At 71.3% G+C, this 19989-nt stretch carries 14 protein-coding genes; all 14 read right to left on the minus strand.

Features of this window, described 5'->3' with window-relative positions; translation table 11 throughout:
• Positions 1-3: 3 nt before the first annotated feature.
• Complete coding sequence (locus AQI94_RS14595) at positions 4-651, minus strand: PIG-L deacetylase family protein (protein WP_031040195.1); 648 nt, start codon at positions 649-651, stop codon at positions 4-6.
• Entirely contained in the window at positions 648-1433 is a 786-nt protein-coding gene (locus AQI94_RS14600) for a sugar phosphate nucleotidyltransferase (protein WP_031040198.1), read from the minus strand. Before AQI94_RS14600 ends, AQI94_RS14595 begins: the two co-directional genes overlap by 4 nt.
• Entirely contained in the window at positions 1430-2689 is a 1260-nt protein-coding gene (locus AQI94_RS14605; protein WP_031040200.1) for a class I SAM-dependent methyltransferase, read from the minus strand. Before AQI94_RS14605 ends, AQI94_RS14600 begins: the two co-directional genes overlap by 4 nt.
• A complete protein-coding gene (locus AQI94_RS14610) occupies positions 2686-3930 on the minus strand; it encodes a glycosyltransferase (protein ID WP_031040205.1) in 1245 nt (414 codons plus the stop codon). The genes AQI94_RS14605 and AQI94_RS14610 overlap by 4 nt, the downstream gene beginning before the upstream one ends.
• A 2-nt stretch (positions 3931-3932) precedes the next feature.
• Positions 3933-5165, minus strand: coding sequence for a membrane protein (locus AQI94_RS14615; RefSeq protein WP_031040207.1), 1233 nt, complete (start codon positions 5163-5165; stop codon positions 3933-3935).
• 1 nt (position 5166) lies between these two features.
• On the minus strand, positions 5167-6714 hold the full coding sequence (locus tag AQI94_RS14620) for a right-handed parallel beta-helix repeat-containing protein (protein WP_031040210.1): 1548 nt from the start codon (positions 6712-6714) through the stop codon (positions 5167-5169).
• Between the two features lie 7 nt (positions 6715-6721).
• Positions 6722-8662, minus strand: coding sequence for a heparinase II/III family protein (locus tag AQI94_RS14625; protein ID WP_031040212.1), 1941 nt, complete (start codon positions 8660-8662; stop codon positions 6722-6724).
• Complete coding sequence (locus AQI94_RS14630; protein ID WP_031040216.1) at positions 8659-10833, minus strand: bi-domain-containing oxidoreductase; 2175 nt, start codon at positions 10831-10833, stop codon at positions 8659-8661. The genes AQI94_RS14625 and AQI94_RS14630 overlap by 4 nt, the downstream gene beginning before the upstream one ends.
• A 16-nt stretch (positions 10834-10849) precedes the next feature.
• Positions 10850-12784 carry an asparagine synthase (glutamine-hydrolyzing) gene (gene asnB / locus AQI94_RS14635; RefSeq protein WP_031040218.1) on the minus strand — a complete coding sequence of 645 codons (1935 nt, stop codon included), beginning with the start codon at positions 12782-12784 and terminating at the stop codon, positions 10850-10852.
• Between the two features lie 3 nt (positions 12785-12787).
• The gene (locus AQI94_RS14640) at positions 12788-14308 is read right to left on the minus strand and encodes a Wzz/FepE/Etk N-terminal domain-containing protein (protein ID WP_031040221.1); all 1521 of its coding nucleotides are present in this window, start codon (positions 14306-14308) and stop codon (positions 12788-12790) included.
• Positions 14305-15675, minus strand: a complete 1371-nt coding sequence (locus AQI94_RS14645; RefSeq protein ID WP_031040223.1) for a Wzz/FepE/Etk N-terminal domain-containing protein — start codon at positions 15673-15675, stop codon at positions 14305-14307. The genes AQI94_RS14640 and AQI94_RS14645 overlap by 4 nt, the downstream gene beginning before the upstream one ends.
• Positions 15672-16940 carry a glycosyltransferase family 4 protein gene (locus tag AQI94_RS14650; RefSeq protein ID WP_031040226.1) on the minus strand — a complete coding sequence of 423 codons (1269 nt, stop codon included), beginning with the start codon at positions 16938-16940 and terminating at the stop codon, positions 15672-15674. Before AQI94_RS14650 ends, AQI94_RS14645 begins: the two co-directional genes overlap by 4 nt.
• Entirely contained in the window at positions 16930-18246 is a 1317-nt protein-coding gene (locus AQI94_RS14655; protein WP_031040229.1) for a nucleotide sugar dehydrogenase, read from the minus strand. The genes AQI94_RS14650 and AQI94_RS14655 overlap by 11 nt, the downstream gene beginning before the upstream one ends.
• A gap of 73 nt (positions 18247-18319) precedes the next feature.
• Complete coding sequence (locus tag AQI94_RS14660; protein WP_031040233.1) at positions 18320-19690, minus strand: sugar transferase; 1371 nt, start codon at positions 19688-19690, stop codon at positions 18320-18322.
• Positions 19691-19989 lie beyond the last annotated feature (299 nt).

The following is a 19989-nucleotide window of genomic DNA, read 5'->3' on the forward strand; positions in this document are numbered from 1 at the left end:
GGTTCAACCCCCCAGGTTGAGCGTGAGTTTGGTGGCGGCGAACGCTTCGGCGTACCGCTCGTGGCATTCGATGCCGCGGATCCGGGCGAGGCCGAGGAAGGCCTCCCGGTCGTACCAGGGCCGGTGGCGCTGCGAGGCGTAGTGCTCCTGCAGCAGCCGCACCTTCTCCTCGGCGATCTCCGTCGACAGCGGCTGGTACGCCGCCATCCGGCCGAGGTCGCCGTCCCACTTGACGATCTCGTAGCCGAGCACGAGGTGGTCGCGGAAGGCGGTGGGGATCAGCCGCGCCAGGCCGCGGTGGTCCTGGTGGGCGTCGTCGGTGCGCGGGGCGAGGATCAGGTCCGGGTCGGTCTGCGCGCGCAGTTCCTCGACCGCGGCCTTGGCCTCGTCCCAGTGGACGGGCATACGGCCGTCCGGCAGTTTGAGCACGGTCAGCCGCAGGTCGGCCCCCGGGCAGAAGGCGGCGAGCGCGGCCCGCTCCTCCTGCTCGCGTTCGGTGCCGCCGCCGGAGAGCACCAGCGCGTCCACCCGCAGACCGGGCCGCGCCCGGCACAGGGCGAGCAGCGTGCCGCCGGCGCCGATGGCGATGTCGTCGCAGTGCGCGCCCACGGCGACGATCCGGTCCAGGGACCCGGCCCCGAGCCGTATCACGCGCGCACCCCCTGCTCCCACACGGCCCACGGGCGGTCGCCCTGGGCGTAGGCGGCGTCGAGCGCGGCCCGCTCCTTCACGGTGTCGGTCGGCTTCCAGAAGCCGCGGTGCTGGTGCGCCACCAGCCGTCCCTGCTTGGCCAGTTCGCCGCATCCGTCGGCGACCAGGTCCCCGCCCTCGGGGATGTGGTCGAAGACCTCCTGGCGGAGCACGAAGTAGCCGCCGTTCTCCCACAGCGGCATGTCGCTCACCGCGGTGATGCCGCCCACCAGGCCGTCCTCACCCAGCTCCACGCAGTGGAAGGAGGACTGGGGCGGCACGACCATCATCGAGGCGCCGGCGTCACGCTGGGAGAACTTCTCGATCATCTCGGGCAGCGGGGCGTCGGTGAGGACGTCCGCGTAGTTGGCGAGGAACATCTCGTCGCCGTCCAGGTGGTGGCGCACGCGACGCAGCCGCTCCCCGATCGGCGACTCGATACCGGTCTGCGCGAAGGTGATCGTCCAGTCGGCTATGTCGGTGGACAGCAGCTCGGTGCGGCCCTTGCGCAGCACGAAGTCGTTGGACGTCGTCTCCTCGTAGTTGAGGAAGAAGTTCTTGATGTGGTGGGCCCCGTACCCGAGGCACAGGATGAACTCCGTGTGCCCGAAGTGCGCGTAGTAGCGCATGACATGCCAGATCAGCGGTCTGGGACCGACCATGGCCATGGGCTTGGGCACGTCGTCGGAGGTTCCGTTGCGCATCCGCATCCCGTAACCGCCGCAGAACAGAACGACCTTCATGCTGTGACCTTTCGGGACGCGACCTCGACGACGCTCAGTTCCGGGATGGGGAAGACGAGCCGGCCGCCCCACTCGTGCACGAAGGACAGCTGCTCGGTGAGTTCGGCGCGCAGGTTCCACGGGAGGACGAGCACGTAGTCCGGCTTGTCGGCGGCTATCTGCTCGGGCGACAGGATCGGGATACGGGTGCCCGGCGTGAACCTGCCGTGCTTGTAGGGGTTGCGGTCGACCGTGTAAGCGAGCAGGTCGGGCCGGATGCCGCAGTGGTTGAGCAGGGTGTTGCCCTTGCCGGGGGCGCCGTAGCCGACGACCGTCTCGCCGCGCTCGGCCGCCTCGATGAGGAACTTCAGGAGGTCCCGGCGCACCTTGGCCACCCGGGCGGAGAACTCGGTGTAGCCCGACAGCTCCTGGAGCCCGGCGGCCTTCTCGCGGGCCAGCACGTCGGCCACCCGCTGCGTCGGCTCCCCGGCCACCTCGGCCGGGCGCGACCACAGCCGGATGGACCCGCCGTGCGTGGGCAGCAACTCGACGTCCACGAGCGTCAGTCCGCCGCTCGCGAGGGCCTGGATCGCGGACGCGACCGTGTAGTACTGGAAGTGCTCGTGGTAGATCGTGTCGTACTGGTTCTCCTCGATCAGGGTCAGCAGGTGCTGCACCTCGATGGAGACCCAGCCGTCGTCGGCGACCAGGGCGCGCAGCCCCTGGGTGAAGCCGACCACGTCGGGGATGTGCGCGTACACGTTGTTGGCCACGACCAGGTTCGCCGGGCCATGCTCGGCGCGGACGGCCGAACCGGTCTCCGGGCTCAGGAACTCGGTGAGCGTGGGCACGCCCTTGTCCCGTGCCGCCGCGCCGACGTTCACCGAGGGCTCGATGCCCAGGCAGCGGATCCCCCGGTCCACCACGTGCTTCAGCAGGTAGCCGTCGTTGCTCGCGACCTCGACCACGAAGGCGTCGGAGCCTTCGGCGTCGATCCCCGCGCGCTCCACGGCGTCGGCGACGAAGGTGCGCGCGTGCTCCACCCAGGAGGTCGAGAACGAGGAGAAGTACGCGTACTCCTTGAACGTCTCCTCCGGTGTGATCAGCGGCGGGATCTGCGCGAGCCAGCAGTCGGTGCAGACCTGCAGGTGCAGCGGGTACGCGGGCTCCGGCTCGTCGAGTTGGTCCGCGGAAAGAAAGCTCTCGCACGGTGGCGTCGCCCCGAGGTCGACGACGCTCGCCATCGCCTCCGAACCGCACAGTCGGCATCGTGTCATCTGTTGTCCCCATCCCCCCTGCTCGCGCGGATGTCCCCGCCGCGAGTCTGTGCTGCCCGCCCCGCGATCACGGTGCGGTACTCGTCAACCAGACGGTCAAGGCCGACCGCCGGGCTGAAACCCTGTTGGTAACGGAGCCGGGCCGCCCGGCCCAGCTCCCGGTTGTGGTCCGGCTCCGCCGCGATCCGGCGTATGCAGGACGCGAGGGAGGCGGACTCCCCCGGCTGGTGCAGCAGTCCGGTCACCCCATCCTCGACGAGTTCGACGAAGGCGCCGTGGCCGGCGGCGACGACCGGGACCCCGGCCGCCATCGCCTCCACGACCACCAGGCCGAACGCCTCCAGCCATGTCGAGGGAGCCACCACGGCGACCGACCGCGCGATGGCCTTCTGGCACTCCGCCGTGTCGTACAGGCCGACGTACCGCACGTCGTCCCGGCCCGCCGCCCAGGCGATGACCTCTGCCTCCAGCGGTCCCGTGCCGGCGATCACAAGCGGTACCCCCACCCCGCCGCTCGCCGCGATCTCGTCCCACGCGGCCATCAGCAGCCGTACGCCCTTGGCCTCCGCGAGCCGGCCGAGATAGAGCACGTGCTCGCCGGCGTCCGTGCGGCGCGCGTCCGGGTCGGGCACGAAGTTGTGCTTCACCGCCAGCCGCTCGGCCGGCATCCCGGCCCGCACCAGGACGTCGCGCTGCGCCGCGGAGATGCAGAAGAAGCGCTCCACACCGGACCACCACCGCCGCCGGTTGGCCGACAGGCTGACCGCGAGCGGCACGGTCGCGAGACGGGAGCCCCGGTAGCAGCCGTGCCGGACGGCGGGCAGGGGCACCTTCGATCCGACGCATTCGGTGCACGGCCGGCCGTCCCGCTGCAGGGTGCCGGGCGGGCAGACCTGGGTGTAGTTGTGCAGCGTCGCCACGGCGGGCACGCCGGCGTCGGCGCAGGCGGCGAGGACCGCGGGCGACAGGAGCGGGAAGACGTTGTGGACGTGGACGATGTCCGGCCGCTCGGCGCGGAGCCGGGTGGCGAGTTCGGTGCGGACCGCCGGGTTCCACGGCACCCGCAGGGGCACCGCGACCTTGGCGAGGAGGGACATGGCGCCGATGTCGTCGCTGCGCCGCTCGAACGTCTCGACCTGGTGGCCGCCCTCGCGCAGCAGCTCCACCTCCTGGTCGACGACCTTGTTCTCGCCGCTCGGCTGCGCCGAGCCGTAACGGTTGTGCACCACGAGGACGTGCATGCTCACCTCACCTCCGCTCTCTTGGCCCAGCGCGGGACGCGTTGTCGGGGGACGACGGGCGTCGCGAGGGGGGTGGCCTCGGCAGGTGCCACCAACAGGGCGGCGGCCAGGGCCAGATGCAGCAGATACGGCGAGGCGTCGCCGAGGCCGGCCTCGGTGTACGACGCGATCGCGCAGTAGCTGATCAGGAAGATCGCGCAGGCCCGCTGGAGCGACGGCGGCCGCAGCAACGCGACGCCGCCCAGCACGATGATGATCGCCGCGACGAGTGTGACGCCGATCAGGCCCTGCTCGTTGTAGACGGCCAGCCAGCTGTTGTCGATCGGCAGGCCGCCGAACGACTTGTCGCCCAGACCCACGCCGAACCACTGCTCCCCGGTCGTCCGGGGCGCGGCCAGCAGGGCGTCCCAGACCTTGGCGCGACCGGTGAGGCTGGAGAAGTTGTCCTTGCTCTGCCCGCGCAGGAACCACGCCTGCAGCGCGGAGGCGAACCCCACCGCGGCCACCGTGGCGATCACCACCGCCCAGGTGAAGAAGCGGCGGGCCGCGGCGCTGGTGAGCAGGAGCGAGCCGATCGCCAGCACCAGCCCGAGGAGCAGGCCGAGTGTGGCCGTTCGGGTATGGGTCAGCGCGAGCAGGACGAGTGAGGGCACGATGACGACCGCCGCGCTGGTCCGGTCGGTCCGGCGGCCCAGGAGGAGCAGCACGGTGAGCCCGATGATCACCGCGGCGTACTGGCCGATCTGCGGCGGCGTGAGCGGCCACAGCGCGCCGACCAGCCGCCCGCCGTAGAGGTCCGGCAGGGCCGCGCCCGGGGAGACGACCAGGCCGAGGGCCACCGATCCGAGCACCGCGAAGTACATCCGGATGTGGTGCCGTACGAACGTCAGGGTGCCGTCCCACCAGCGGCTGAGCAGCCACAGCGTGCCGACGAAGAGCGTCAGCCGGAAGCAGCGGAACAGCGCGCCGAACCCGGACTCCAGGTGAGCGCTGGAGATCACGCTCGTCACCAGCAGCAGGGTGAGCAGGAAGACGTATGCGCTGCCGCGGATGCGCAGCCGGGCATTGACCGCGAGGGCCAACGCGAACGCGAGGACCAGCGCGCCCATGGTGACCATCTGGATGAGGGAGCGGGGCAACGGGACGATGGTCTTCGCCCCGGCGGAGCCGAGCGTGTTGAGGACCAGCAGTCCCCAGACCACCCCGACGATCTTCGGTGTGTGCTCTGTCTCCATCTCAACCACCGGCCTTCGGGTCGGAGTCGAGCGTGCTGCCCGTGTCCTGTCGGTTCGGCATGCCCTGCCAGCTCGGGAATTCGAGCGTCCTGCTCGGGTCGTGGACGACGAACTTCCACGGCCCGACATAGACGTTGTCGTGCCAGCGGTTGTGCTGCTGCTGCGTGATCGCGTCGGCCACCTTCTCGCCCTTGTACGGCGACCAGTCCGGATAGGTGCCGTAGTTGGACAGCACCGCCATCCGGTCGCACTTCGTCGTGCACTTGACGACGGATGTGTCCAGCACGAAGCGGTTGTCGTGGATGTCCACCCGCTGGGTCTTCCACCGGCAGTCGGCGTAGAGCGGCGCCCTGGCGATCGCCGGCTCCGCGCAGCTGCCGGTCTTCTTCACCAGCAACGTGCAGTCACCGGAGGAGGTGTTGGCCGGGCTGTTGCAGAACCGGTCGGCGTTCTCCCACAGGGTGATCCCGGACCAGTTGTTCTCCAGCAGGTTCCGGTAGATCTCGATCTTGTCGGTGCGGGCCTTGACCCGCGGTTCCCCGCCCGACTCGGACAGGTAGATCGTGGCGAACGGGAAGCTGTCACCGGCCTCGGCCGCCTTGCGGCCCTCGACCCAGTTGTTCCGCCGGATCGTGTTGTTCCGGATGATCGCGTTGTAGCTGATCTCGTAGATCAGCGCGGCACCGTCGTTGGCCTCGATGACGTTGTTCTCGATGAGGAAGTCGTTGTTGTTGGTGTCCGCCCACAAGCCGGTTCCCCGGTTGTCGTGCACCCAGTTCCCCCGGATGTCGGCGCCGTCGACGGCCCAGAACTTGATGCCTCCGGTGCAGCCGCAGCCCTGCTTGCGCCGCTCCCAGTCGCCGGTGTTGTTGCCGACGATCTCGTTGCCCTCGACCACCAGGCCGGCGAGACGGCCGCTGCCCTTGTACGCGTTCATGCCGTACTGGCCGTTGTTCCTGAGGCAGTTGGCGCGGACCCGCTGGCGGGCACCCGCCATCAGCCCGGCACCGTCGTTGTCCTGGATCGTGGAGTCCTCGATCACCCATCCGTCGGCCGAGTCGTGGTTGACCACGCCCTCGTCGGACGGTGCCGCGAAACGCTGCACGGTCAGGTAGCGGATGGTGACGTCCTCGGCGCTGCCGCTGAACGCGTACTGGTTCTTCTTCCCGCCGTCGAGCACCGCGCCCGGCGCGCCGAGGTAGCGGTCCCCCTTCTTGGGCACGACCTGGGCGAAGCGGTCCGGGTCGAGCCGGTGCTTGCCCGGCCGGAGCCAGAACGTGGTGTTCGGGGGGTTGCTCTTGGTCTTCGCCACCAGGTCGCCGACCTTCGCGGGGTCGACCGTGACCGCGCCCGCGGGTGCCTTGGCCGGCCCGGCCGCGGGGTTGGCGCACACCCGGGCCAGGGACTCGGACCGGGCCCCGGACGTGGTCGGCACGGCGGTCGGGTTCGCACTGGCTTTCGGCGTGCTGCTGTCACAGCCGGTCGCCGCCAGCAGGGCCAGCGCCAGCGGTGCCACCGCCAACGCCCAGGGCCGCCTCTTGATCACCACGTGCCCCCTAGCCGCGGAACCTGAGCACGGTGGTGAAACCCGCCGTGCCGTCGGTGGAGCCGGTGCCGATCAGAGTGGTGGCGGGTTCCTTGCGCCCGAATCCGGCGGAGTACCAGCCCAGCGGCGGCTCGCTCTCGCCGCGGTGCACCTGCCAGGACAGCTCCTCGGGCAGGTCGAGCACCGCGGAGCGGTCCTCGCCGTCGCGGGTCCAGGTGAGCCGGGCCCGGTTCCCGGCCAGGTCGGCGGTGATCGCCGGGCCGAGGTGGAACGCCAGCCGCACGGTCCGGCGCGGGCCGCTCACCTCGTCGACCAGCCGCAACTCCTGTGCCTCTGCATCCAGTTCGACCTTGCGGCGGTGGACGGAGCCCTCGTAGCCGTCGTGCTCGGCGGACCAGCGGGCCGGCTCGCCGGACGGGTCCGCGGTCAGGACACGGGTCCGGGCATGCCGGGTCCACAGGAACGGGCCGCCGGAGACGGACTGGTCGGCGCCGTCCAGCTGCAGGGTGTTGTGGCCGAGGGTGGAGCGGAAGTACTGCCGCCACTCGGGCTGCCCGTGGTAGCAGTACGTACCCGGGTCGGCGAGCACGTCGACACCGTCGTGCCGGACCTCCACCGACAGCGCGTCCGCGTGGGCGTGCGCGGCGATGGACAGGAAGCCGTGCGGACCGCCGTCGCAGCGGCACCAGATCTCCTCCGGGCCGCGCAGGATCGTCATGCCCGCGTCGGCGAAGTGGGCCGGCCGGCTCTCCGGGCGGGTCACCGGCAGCTCGGTGCGCTTGACGAGCGCGGCCAGCAGCGGGGTGCGCACATCGGTGCCGGTCACCTCCGGCCACCAGTCGAGCCGGCCGAACACGGCCTCCCCGGTGGCCAGCAGCGAGGCCCAGCGGTCGGTGCCCGCGCCGTCCACGATCAGACCGTGCCCGTCGTCCGCGTCGCCCTGACGCGGCGGCCGGAGCCGGTTGTCCACGACCGCCGCGAGCGCGTCGGTCATGCGCAGCAGCACCAGCCGGACCGTCGCGGGCACCTGCGCCCCGGCCGCGTCCGCCTCGGCCACCGCGGCCAGGCCGAGCTCCAGGACCAGTCCGTGGTACTCGGTGGCCAGCTCGCGGTTGAGGCCGGAGAGGTAGGTGTTGGCGCGCAGCTGCCGCTCCAGCGAGCGCAGCGCGCCGGCCCGCCAGCGCGCCGAGGCGGGGAACCAGTCGAACGCGCAGGCCGCGGCCAACTGCCCGGCGTCCTCGGCGATGACATGGTTGTTCGCCGAGGAGCCCCGGCTGGGGAAGGCGGCCAGCCAGCGCTGGTGGTGCCAGATCTGGTTGCGCGCCACCGGGTTGCCCTCGAACAGGTCGGCCGCGCCCGCCCAGCCGTCGAGCAGTCGGCGGATCCACACCCAGGACAGCAGCCGGATGCCCAGCTCGATGCCGCTGATCCAGTGGACACCGCGCAGCGGCGGGTTGGCCTCCCACCACGACCGCAGGTGCTCGGCCACCCGCTCGGCGTACCGCTCGTTCCCGGTGACCGCGTAGGCGGCCGCGAGCTGGGTGAGGTACTGGTGCCGGGACGGCTCCCAGATCTGCTTGATGTCCCCGACCGTGTCCTCGCTGCGGTACGGCACGTCGAAGGCGTAGCCCGCAGGGGCCCGGAGCCCGGTCTTCGGGTCGCGCCACCAGTCCGGGTCGGCCAGGTCGTCGCGGACCACCCCGAAGAACTCGGCGTGCCCGTCCATCAGCCGGTCCGCCTCGGCGACGAGGCGTTTGGCGGCGTCGGCGGGTACGGCGGCGATGGTCCCGGCGGGCAGCACGGCGGTGAACCGGGCGCCGGTCACGCTCGGGCAGTCGGGCGGCGCCGACCGCCAGCGCCGTCTGCGCACCGTGTCACCGACTCGGCCGGCGATCTCCTGCGGCCCCATCCGGGACAGCCGCCGGAGGTACCAGCCCACGCTCATGGTCACTTGGACCCCGCCAACGTCACCGGCACGCCACCGGCCAGGCCGGCCTGCACGGCCAGGGTGGCCGCCGTGGTGGCCACCAGCGACTGAAGCGGCACCGGCATCGGCCCACCGGTCCGAACCGCCTTGACGAACGCGGCCAGTTCGGCGTTCTGGCCCTTGTCCCGCGCCTTGGGCAGCCTCGAACTGACCCACTTCTTACGGCCGTACACCGAGGCCCGCACGAAGTCGTCGAGCCGCAGCGCGCGGCCGTCGGCGACCAAGTCCAGCGTCTCCTTGGGGAAGCCGGACGGGCCGGTGGTGACGTAACTGATGGTGGCGGTGGAACCGTCCGGGTAGCGCAGCACGACCTGGAGGTCCTCGTTGCCGGACGTGGCGGTCGCGTACACCGACACCGGGTCCGCGTCGAGCAGCCAGCTCGCCGTGTCGATGAAGTGGCCGCCCTCGCCCGCGAACCGCGAGCCCTCGGTGCCCTGCTGGAGGTACCAGCTGCCGTGCGTGAGACGGCCCGCGTTGACCAGGTAGCGGAGGTGCGCCGGACCGGTCCGGGTGCCGAAGTGCGTCCTGGCCTCCTGGAGCAGCGGTGCGAAGCGGCGGTTGAAGCCCACCTGGAGCCGGTCGTTGCCGGACTCCTCCACCGCCGCGAGCACGCCGGCCAGTTCGTCCTCGGTGAGCGCCAGGGGCTTCTCCACGAACACGGTCTTGCCGGCCAGCAGTGCCTGCCGGGTCAGTTCGGCGTGCGAGCTGTGCCGGGTGACCACGAAGACCGCGTCGACGGACTTGTCGCCGAGCACGGCGTCAAGGTCGGTGGTCGCCTCCTTGAAGCCGAACTTGCGCTGCGCGTTGGCCCCGGACAGCGAGGTCGTGGTGACCACGGTCGCCAGCTCGACGCCCTCGCGCCGGGCGAGGTGCGGCAGCAGCATCGACGTCGCGTAGTTGCCGGCGCCGACGAACGCGAGGCGCACCGGGGTCTTGGCGGTCCGGGCGGGCGTCGGCTTCACGTTCACCGCGGGCACGGCCACCGACGGGGCCTCGGTCTCCTGGGCGTCCTGTTCGGGGTACCGGAACAGCGCGGTGATGGCCTTCAGCTCGCCGTCCTTGAGGCGCTGGTAGGTCTCGACGGCGTCGTCGAAGTCGGCGACATGGGAGATCAGGGGCTCCACGTCGACGCGCCCGCGGGCCATGAGGTCGAGGAAGCACGCCAGGTTGCGGCGCTCGGTCCAGCGCACGTAGCCGATCGGGTAGTCGCGCCCCTCCAGCTCGTACGACGGGTCGTAGCGCCCGGGGCCGTAGCTGCGGGAGAAGCGGACGTCGAGTTCCTTCTCGTAGTACGCGTTCCACGGCAGGTCCAGGCGGCACTTGCCGATGTCGACGACCCGGCCGCGGTCCCGGCAGAGGCGCGCGGCCAGCTCGACGGGCTGGTTGCTGCCGCCGCCGGCGGCCAGGTACACCTGGTCGACGCCGTGGCCATCGGTGAGTTCGGCCACCGCTGCCTCCACGGCCGCGGAACCGGGGTCGCCGGCCGCCGCGGCGCCCAGGCTCTCGGCGAGTTCACAGCGCGAGGGGTCGGGGTCGGCGCCGACGACACGGACTCCCCCAGCGGTGAGGAGCTGCACCACCAACTGCCCGATCAGGCCGAGGCCGATGACCAGCGCGACCTCGCCGAGCTGCGGCTCGCCCTGGCGGACGCCCTGCATCGCGATCGATCCGACGGTGCCGAAGGCCGCGTGCCGGGGCGCGAGGCCGTCCGGCACCGGCGCGTAGAGGTTCTTCGGCACCCAGTTCAGCTCGGCGTGCAGCGCGTGCTCGTTGCCGGCGCAGGCCACGAGGTCGCCGACCTTCACGTCGTCGATCCCGGCGCCGACCTCCTCGACCACCCCGCACAGCGAGTAGCCCAGCGGGGTGTAGGAGTCCAGCTTGCCCATCACCTTGCGGTAGGTGGCGGGCACCCCGTTGGTGGCCACGCTCTGCATGACCTTGGCCACCTGGTCGGGGCGGGAGCGGGCCTTGCCCAGCATCGACATGCCGGCCTCGGACACCTTCATCATCTCGGTGCCGGTGGAGATCAGCGAGAAGGCACTGCGGACCAGCACACCGCCCGGCTTGCACCCCGGCACCGGCACGTCGAGCACCGCAAGCTCGCCGCTCTTGTAGTTCTGTACTACCTGTTTCACCGAAGTCCCCTGATTCCTAAGCCGTTTGCCGAGTGCTCTGGCCGGACCCGGAGGTCGCGTCGCGATACCAGTACTCGAGGGTCAGCACATGCCACAGATGCTTGGAGAAGTCCTGCTGCCCGGCGGCGTCCTCGGCGACCATCCGCTTCAGCGCGTCGCGGCGCAGGAACCCGGAGCGCACGAGCTCGCCGTCGTTGACCACCTCGCGCACCAGCGGGGCCAGATCCCGGCTCATCCAGGCCCGCAGCGGGGCGCTGAACAGGCCCTTGGGCCGGTAGACGATCTCCCGGGGCAGGATCGAGGTGGCCGCCTCCTTGAGGACGGCCTTCCCCTGTCGTCCGGCGATCTTGCGGTCGCCCGGCACGGTGAACGCCGCCTTGACCACCTCGACGTCCACGTACGGCACCCGCACCTCGGTCGACGCGGCCATGCTGGAGCGGTCCGTGTAGGCCAGGTTCAGGCCCGGCAGGAACATCCGGGCGTCCGCCAGGCACATGCGGTTGACGAAGTCGTCGAGCTCGTTGTCCTGGTAGATGTCGGCATGCTCGGTCACCACGTCGTCGACCGTCCCCGCCAGGTCCGGGTCGATCAGGGCGAGCAGGTCGTCCTGGTCGTACATGGTGTAGCTGCGCCGGAACGCGGTCTCCTCCGGCAGATCGGCGAAGGAGAGGAACCGCTTCGCGAAGCGGACGGACCTGAGGCCCCTGCGGGACGTGGCGACCGGCAGCCGGTCCACGGCCGCGGACAGTCCGCGCCGCAGGGGGCGCGGGACGCGCTGGTAGCGCAGGGCGAGCAGGTTGGCCAGGTGCTTGCGGTACCCGGCGAACAGCTCGTCGGCGCCCATCCCCGAGAGCATCACCTTGACGCCGGCCTCCCGGGCGGCCTGGCAGATCAGGAAGGTGTTGATCGCGGCGGGGTCGCCGATCGGCTCGTCCAGGTGGTACGTCATCTGTGGCAGCAGGTCCAGCACGTTCGGGGCGATCTCGATCTCGTGGAGGTCGACGCCGAACCGCTCGGCCACCTGCCGGGCGTAGCGGAGGTCGTCGGGCATGGCCTCGAACCTGGCGTCCTCGGCGCGGAACCCGATCGTGTAGGCGGAGATCCCCGGCTGGTGACGGGCCGCGAGGGCGGTCAGCCAGCTGGAGTCGAGGCCGCCGGACAGGAAGGTCGCCACGGGTACGTCGGAGAGCAGGTGCTGCCGGGTCGACTCCTCGACGACGGCGGCCAGATCCGGCCGTTCACCGGCCCGGGCCCGCTCCTGGCCCTCGGCGGCGACGTCCTTCAGGTTCCAGAACCGGCCGCGCTCCACCCGGCCGTCGGGGCGGCACCGGAGCCAGCTGCCCGGCGGCAGCTTCTCGGCTTCGCGGAAGGCGCAGCGTGAGTCCGGCACCCAGTAGTAGAGCAGCGAGGCCACCAGCGCCGCATGGTCCACCTCCAGTTTGCCGCCGGCCGCGCCGGCGAGCGCCTTGAGCTCGGAGGCGAACATCAGGCCCTCGCCGCGCCGGAGCACGAACAGCGGCTTGATGCCCAACTGGTCGCGGACCAGAACCAGTTCACCGGTGCGCTCGTCGAAGATGCCGAACGCGAACATGCCGCGCAGCCGGGGCAGACAGTCCGTGCCCCAGCGCCGCCACGCCTCAAGGAGCACCTCGGTGTCGGAGGTGCCGCGGAAGCGCACCCCGGCGGACTCCAACTCGGCCCGCAGCTCGGGCGCGTTGTACAGCTCGCCGTTGTACGTCAGGACGAGGCCGTCCTTGGCCATCGGCTGGGCGCCGGTCTCGGACAGGTCGATGATGGACAGCCGGCGGTGCCCGAGCTGCACCTCGCCGTCACCGACGGGGTGGCCGTAGCGGCCCGACCCGTCCGGGCCGCGGTGGGCGAGGGTGTCGGTGAGCCGGTCGGTGACGATCTTGCCGTCCGGCCATCGGTACGTCCCTGCGATGCCACACATGTCCTACCGCACCTCCTGGTCGCTGTCCGGGACTCGTGCGGCCCACATCGGCGCTCGTTCCGTCTTCACCTGGCCCGTCCCGTTCTGCCGGGCCGTCCGCTCGCTGTGTCCCCGCAGCGCGACGTGCAGCCCGTCCCAGAGCGTGCCGTCGGTCCGGTCCCGCGGATCGGGGTCGATCAGCACCACACCGGCCACCGTGATGCGCTGGTCCGCGAGTTGCCGGGCCACGGTGTGCAGCCACGCTGCGCTGCCGTGTCCGGCGCGCACGACGAGTACGGTCTGGGTGCCGAGGTACTGGAGGTCGGTCCACGCGGTGCCGGGTGCCACCGAGCCGACGCCGAGCAGGCGCCCGTGGTCCGGCAGGGTCGCGGCCTCCTGGCCGCTGACCACGGTGGGATCCCCCGGCTTGGGGCGGCGGCCGGAGAGCTCCGAGCCCGGCAGACCGTCGACGACGACCACGGGCCCGTCGTTCGCCAGTGCCCTGGCGACGTTCAGGGCGATCGCGCTCGTGCTGCGCGCACAGCCCAGTTCGAGCAGCGACAGACCTTCCGCGGAGCCACGCGCGGTGCGGGCCAGGGACACGGTGAGCCGTTCGCGTGCCAGCCGGGTCCGTCGGCGCTGCCACGGCCTGCCCGACCGGCGGGGCAGCTCCGAGATGACCGAGGCACCCAGGTTCGCGGCGATGTCCCGGCGCAGTACGGGGCGGTCCCCGACCACCACGCCGACCGCGGCCAGCGCGAGCCCGAGGAAGAGCCCGAGGACGAGCCCGATCACGGAGTCGGTGGCGGCGGCTTTGGGCAGGGAGTGCCGTACCGGGCTCGGGTCGTCCACGATCTGGGTGCCGGCGACGACGGCGGGCGTGCCGGTGCGGGCCTCGGCGGCACGCTGGTCGAAGTCGGAGATCCGCGAGTTCAGTTCGGCCCGGCGGGCGTAGAGCGACTCGATGCTCGCCGCTCCCGTCGTCTCGCCCGCCGTGGCGCGGTCGTTGATCTCCTTGTTGACCGAGGCGAGTTCGTCGCGGGTGCGGTCACGCTGGTCGAGCAGGGCCTTGGACTCGGCCTGCGCGGTCGCCTTCATCCGCTGCACGTGGTCCGCGACGAACGCGTCGGCCAGCGCCTTGGCCCGGGCCACCGCCTGCGCGTCGTCGTCGCCGGTCACCTCGATCTGCAGCAGGTTGTTGGTCATGCCGGTCCCCCGGTAGTCCTTCATGAAGTCCTCGGGCTTTTCCGGGGACTTGAGGGACTTCAGGGCCGCGTCCGCGATCCGTGTGGTCTGCAGCAGGGCGACATCGGTGCGCATCAGCGTTCCGGTGTCGTTGGGCTGGTCCTCCGCGTGGGCGACCAGCACCTTGGTCGTCGCGCTCGGCGGCGGCGGCATCAGGACCGCCACGGCCGCGCCGGCCGAGAAGCCCAGGACCGCCATGGCGCACCACAGGCGGCGGCGCCTGCGCACCGACACCACGAGCGACTGAAGGTCCAGGAGCGGGGTGGCGGCCGACTCGGGTGAAGTGGTGTTCGTCGTCACGCCCGACCTCCCGTCGCGCGGCCGGGAACCGCGAACGTGAGAGTGGCGTCGTCGGGCAGGTCGGCGGCGGAACGCGCGGGGCGGGCCTGGACCGGGCCGGCGACGACGACGCCGACGACCTCGTGCCGGCCGTCCGCACACGCCTCGGCGATGCCGGCGAGCTCCTCCGCGGTCCAGCTGTTCGCGCTCAGGACCACCACGGCACCGTTCTCCGTCCCTCGGTCCGGCACGATCGGCCGGTCCACCGACACCTCCACCACCCGCAGCAGCGGGTCGTTCTTGGCCTCGGCGAGGAGCTGTCCCGCGGCCCGGCGGGCGATCTCGTCGCCGTCCGGTACGACGACCAGCAGCCGTCGGGGAGCCGGCAGCTGCTCCCGGAGGCGGGCGCACACCCGCCGGTAACGCAGCCGTCGGCCGGCCTCGTCGCCGGACTTCTCCAGGGCCGGTACGTTCCACGGGGTGTCGGCGCCGAGAAGCCGGCGGATCCGGGCTCCCCGGCCCCCGCCGTCCGTCCCGAGCGCGGGCCATTCACCGGGCACGTCCACGACGCCCAGCGGCGTCGAGCCCAGTGCCGCGGCGATCTCGGGTTCGGCGCGCAGTCGGCGGTTCATCCGGGCGGCGACGAGATGGCCGACGACCGCGAGCAGGAAGAACACCAGCGCTCCGCCCACGATGAGCTGAATCCTCGTCGGCGGCGCCTCACCGGTGGGCCGGGCGGCCTGTCCCATGACGACCATGCCTGACTTGTTGCTCGACGGGTCGGCCTCCTGCAGCTTCTTCATGGCCGCCTCCAGCGAGGTGCGCAGGTTCTCCAGCGCCGTGCGGGACTGGACGCTCTCCACGGTCTGGCCCGGATCGGCCGCCTTGGCGAGTTCGGAGATGCGCCGGTTGGTCTCCGCCACCTGCTTGCGCAGCGCCTCGGTCCGCGCGACCGCCGAGGCGTCGGCACCGCTGCCCGCGACCTCCGCGGCGAACTGCACGAACTGCTGGGCGACCCCGTCGGCGAGCCGCTGCGCGCGCTCCGGGGTGTCGGCCGTACCCGCGATCGTGATGATGTTGCCGTCGCCGGCCGTGGCGCTGACGCGGTCCCGCAGCTCGGAGCGGCTGACGTCGGACCAGTGCAGAGCGTCGGCCGTACGGTCGACCACCGTCAGGCTGGTGGCGATGTCGACCTGGGTGAGCAGCTCTCGCTCCTCCCACACCCCGGGCAGCAGCACGGGTGCCGACGCGGTGTAGCGGGGCGGGAACACCAGCACCGAGGTGCCGTAACCGAACAGTGCGCCCGCCACGGCGAGGACGGCCAGAAGCCGCCACCGCCGGCGGAGTATCCGCCCGATCGTGACGAGGCGGATGGTGTCTTCGTTCAACTGCGCTGCCTCTTCTTCCTTGTGCGCACCGGACCGCTCGCCGGCACCGCATCGCGGTCCCGGCACGCGGCGGCATAGGCGGCGAGCAGCGACGCCTGCGAGTTGCGCCAGGAAAGCTGCCCGCCGATTCGCTCCTGGCCGATCTTGCCCATCCGGGCCCGCTTGTCCGGATCGTCCAGCAACACCGTGATGAGCTCGGCGAAGCGGGCCTCGTCGTTGGCCGGCGCGTAGACGGCGGCGTCTCCCGCGGAGACGCGCGCCTCCTTCAGGTCGAACGAGACGATCGGGCGGCCCATCGCCATGTACTCCAGGACCTTGTTCATGGTCGACACGTCGTTGAGCGGGTTGCGCGGGTCGGGCGAGAGGCACACGTCCGCGGTGGACAGGTAGCGCAGCAGGTCGGCGTCCGGGACGCGCCCGGTGAACTGCACCTGCTCGGTGAGCCCGAGCTCCCGGGACAGCTCCACCATCGCGTCGAAGGCGTCGCCGGAGCCGACGAACACCGCGTGCCAGTCGGTCCGCCCGAACTCGTCGCGCAGCTTCGCCAGGGCGCGCAGGGCGTAGTCGACCCCGTCCTGCGGGCCCATGACGCCCAGGTAGCAGAGCAGATGGGACTTGCCGCGCTTCAACTCCGGCTCGGCGGGCACCGGTTGGAACCGCTCGACCTGGGGTGCGCTGCGCACCACGAAGACGTCCTCGGGCCGCTTGCCGCCGCGGCTCACGGCGACGTCCTTGTAGCTCTCGTTCGTGGCGAGCACGATGTCCGCGGCCCGGTAGGTCCGCCGTTCCACGGCGCACACCGCGCGGTAGAGCAGGTCCTTGCCGCGGTCGAACCGGGAGAGGTACAGCTCGGGCACCAGGTCGTGCTGGTCGAAGACGAACCGCGCGCCCAGCCGTCTCAGCCGGCGCGCCGCCAGGAACAGCAGGTCCGGCGGGTTGCAGGCGTGCACCACGTGGACCGGGCCGACCTTGCGGGCGAGCCGGGCCGTGTGCCAGAGCGCCGATCCGTACTCCTGCAGATAGCCGGCCGGTCCTCCGGTGGCGGCGCGCAACGGGTAGCGGTGGATCCGCACCCCGTCGATCACCGCCTCCGGCTCCGTGTCCCGCTTCTCCCCCTGCGGGCAGATGACGTGCACGTCCCAGCCCGCGTCGCGCAGCGTCGTGCACTCCTGCCACACCCGTCGGTCGAAGGGCACCGACAGGTTCTCCACCAGGATCAGCGCGCGCCGGCCTGTGCCGTCACCGCTGACTTCGTTACCAAGCAAGGCCCATGTATCCCGGTTCGGTCCGGCGCGTCTCGGCGTCGGGAAGACGGATGAGGTCGACTATCACCGGGCCGCCGCCGTGCGGCAGGGCCGCGAGGACGGCCGGGTCTTTGGTCCCGACCAGGCACACCTCGGCATGGTCGAGCACCTCCTCGACGGAGTCCGCGAGCAGCTGCGCGAGATGCGGCAGCCGGGTCTCGATGTACTCGCGGTTCGCACCCATCAGCCGGGAGAGGCTCACGTTGGCGTCGTGGATCCGCAGGTCGTACCCCTTGCCGTGGAGCCGCTCCGCCAGTTCGACGAGCGGACTCTCGCGGAGGTCGTCGGTGCCGGGCTTGAAGGACAGCCCGAACAGGCCCACCTTCCGCTTGCCGGTGCGCTCCACGAGGTCCACCGCACGCTGGAGGTGGTCGGCGTTGGAGGGCAGCACATGGGAGAGGATGGGCACCGAGACGTCGGCCCGCTGTGCCGCGTACACCAGGCTGCGCAGGTCCTTGGGCAGGCAGGAGCCGCCGAAGGCGAAGCCGGGCCGCAGGTAGGCGGGGCTGATGTTCAGCTTGCGGTCGGCCAGGAACACGTCGATCACCTGGTGCGAGTCCACGCCCAACGCCTGGCACACGGCGCCGAGTTCGTTCGCGAAGCCGATCTTGAGGCCGTGGAACGCGTTGTCCGCGTACTTGATCGCCTCGGCCGTCGGGACCGGCACCCGGAACACCTCGCCGGGCAGGCCCTCGTACAGCGCCGCGACCACGTCACCGCTGGCCGGGTCGAGTTCGCCGATGACCGTCTTGGGCGGGTCGAAGAAGTCCCGCACGCTGGTGCCCTCGCGCAGGAACTCCGGGTTGACCGCGACGCCGACGTCCACCCCTGCGGTGCCGCCGATGTTCTTCTCCAGGATCGGCACCAGGAGGTTCAGGCAGGTGCCCGGCAGCATGGTGCTGCGGAACACCACGGTGTGCCGCCCGCCCCGCTCGGCCAGGGCGGCGCCGATCTCCTCGGTGACCCGCTCCAAGTAGGTGGTGCACAGGCTGCCGTTGGGCTCCGACGGGGTGCCCACGCAGATCAGCGACACCTCGCTGCCCATGATCGCCTCACGGACGTCGGTGGTGGCGCGGAGCGCTCCGGTCCGTACGACGTCGGCGGTGAGTTCGCCGATCCGCTCCTCGACCACCGGGGCCTTGCCGTCGTTGACCAGGTCGACCTTCACCTGGTTGACGTCCACGCCGATGACCTCGTGCCCCATGCCGGCCAGGCACGCGGCCGACACGCAGCCCACGTAGCCGAGCCCGAACACGCTGATTCTCATGACCCGTTCCTCCCCCCAGGCAGGCCCTTGTGGCCTGCGGTATGCCCGCCGTCCCAACGGCGTCCCCCGCACATCAGTAGGCCCCCTGGCCGTAGAGCACCGCGCGCAGCGTCTTCCACAAGATCACCGCGTCCAGGGCGAGCGACCAGTCCTCCACGTACCGCAGGTCGAGGCGGACGGCCTCCTCCCACGGCAGGTCGCTGCGTCCGCTGATCTGCCACAGACCGGTGAGGCCGGGCTTGACCAGCAGTCGCCGCCGGATGTCCGGGCCGTACGCGGCGGACTCCTCCGGCAGCGGAGGGCGCGGACCGACGAGCGACATCGATCCGGTCAATACGTTGAACAGCTGCGGGAGTTCGTCGAGCGAGTACCGGCGCAGCATCGTCCCCACCCGGGTCACCCGCGGATCCCGGCGCATCTTGAACAGCAGCCCCGCGCCCTCGTTGCGGTCGGCCAGCTCGGCACGTGCCAGGTCGGCCCCCACGACCATGGTGCGGAACTTGAGGATGGTGAACTCGCGGCCGTCCTTGCCGACCCGGCGCTGGCGGTAGAACGCCCCGCCCCGGCTGTCCGTCACGACGAGCAGTGCGACGAAGAGCATCAGCGGCGCGAACAGGATCAGCAGGATCGCCGAGCCCAGCCGGTCGGCGACCGCCTTGATCGCCCGGCGGCCACCGGTGAACGTCGGCATGCTGACCCGCAGCAGGGGGATCCCGAGCACGGCGTCGACGTGCAGCCGCGGGCCGGCCACCTCCATCAGCACCGGGGCCACGACCATCTCGGCATCGCTGCCTTCGAGGTTCCAGGCCAGCCGCTGCAGCCGGTTCGGTGTCCAGTACGGGTCGGGTGTGAGCGCGACGACACGATAGCCGTCGTTGTCCACGTACTTGGCGACGTCCGTCAGCTGGCCGAGGACCGGCACTCCGTCCAGTTCGTCGCCGTCGAGCCCGCTACCGTCCGTGGTGCACACCCCGTCCACCCGCCAACCGAGGTGCGGGAACTTGCGGGTGCGGCTGATCAGGTCGCGCACGGTGTCCGGGCTCCCGGCGGCGAGCACCGGTCTCAGGCACTGCCCTTCCTTGCGCTGTTTGTGCAGCCCGAGGCGGAGCAGATACCGCGCGCTCATGGTGACGAGCGCGATCGCGGGGATCGCGACGAAGATCCAGAGCTTGATGTTGCGTGAGGTGAGGGCGATCCCGCCGAGCGCCAGCACGACAGTCGCCGCGAACAGCGAGCGCCCCAGCCTGCGGAATTCCTCGGCTCCCTGGCCGAGCACGGCCGGAGCCCACGCCCGGCTCACCCCGAACGCTCCCAGCACCAGCAGCTCGGTGCCGAAGGCGAGGATTCCCCATTTCTCATGCCAGTTGGCCGCGTCCCGGGCCCCGAAGAACTCCCCGATCCCCGCCACCACGAAGGCGGTGGTCACGGTGTCGCTGGTGATCACGGTCCGGCGGTACCGCTGCTCCCAGTCGTTCGCCGGCTGGCCTGTCGCCCTGTCCGTCAGACGCTCGTGCGCCGACGGAAAGGGCTTGACTATCCCCCCATCCGGCACAAGAACCCCCCGGTCCCCAGTGGTACGACGTGATTGCCAGACATCGTTCCTCCCCCCTCCGGGAGGCCCCCGCCTCCCGCACTGTTCCTCGCGGGCCCCGCCCCGCGCCACGCCGGATCCCCCCGAGAGACCGCAGATGACATGCCTAGGTCAACACTGAGTAAAGAACTCACCCAGGAAGCGGCAGACTT

This window comes from Streptomyces pseudovenezuelae (assembly GCF_001513955.1).
In the GTDB taxonomy this organism is placed as follows: domain Bacteria; phylum Actinomycetota; class Actinomycetes; order Streptomycetales; family Streptomycetaceae; genus Streptomyces; species Streptomyces pseudovenezuelae.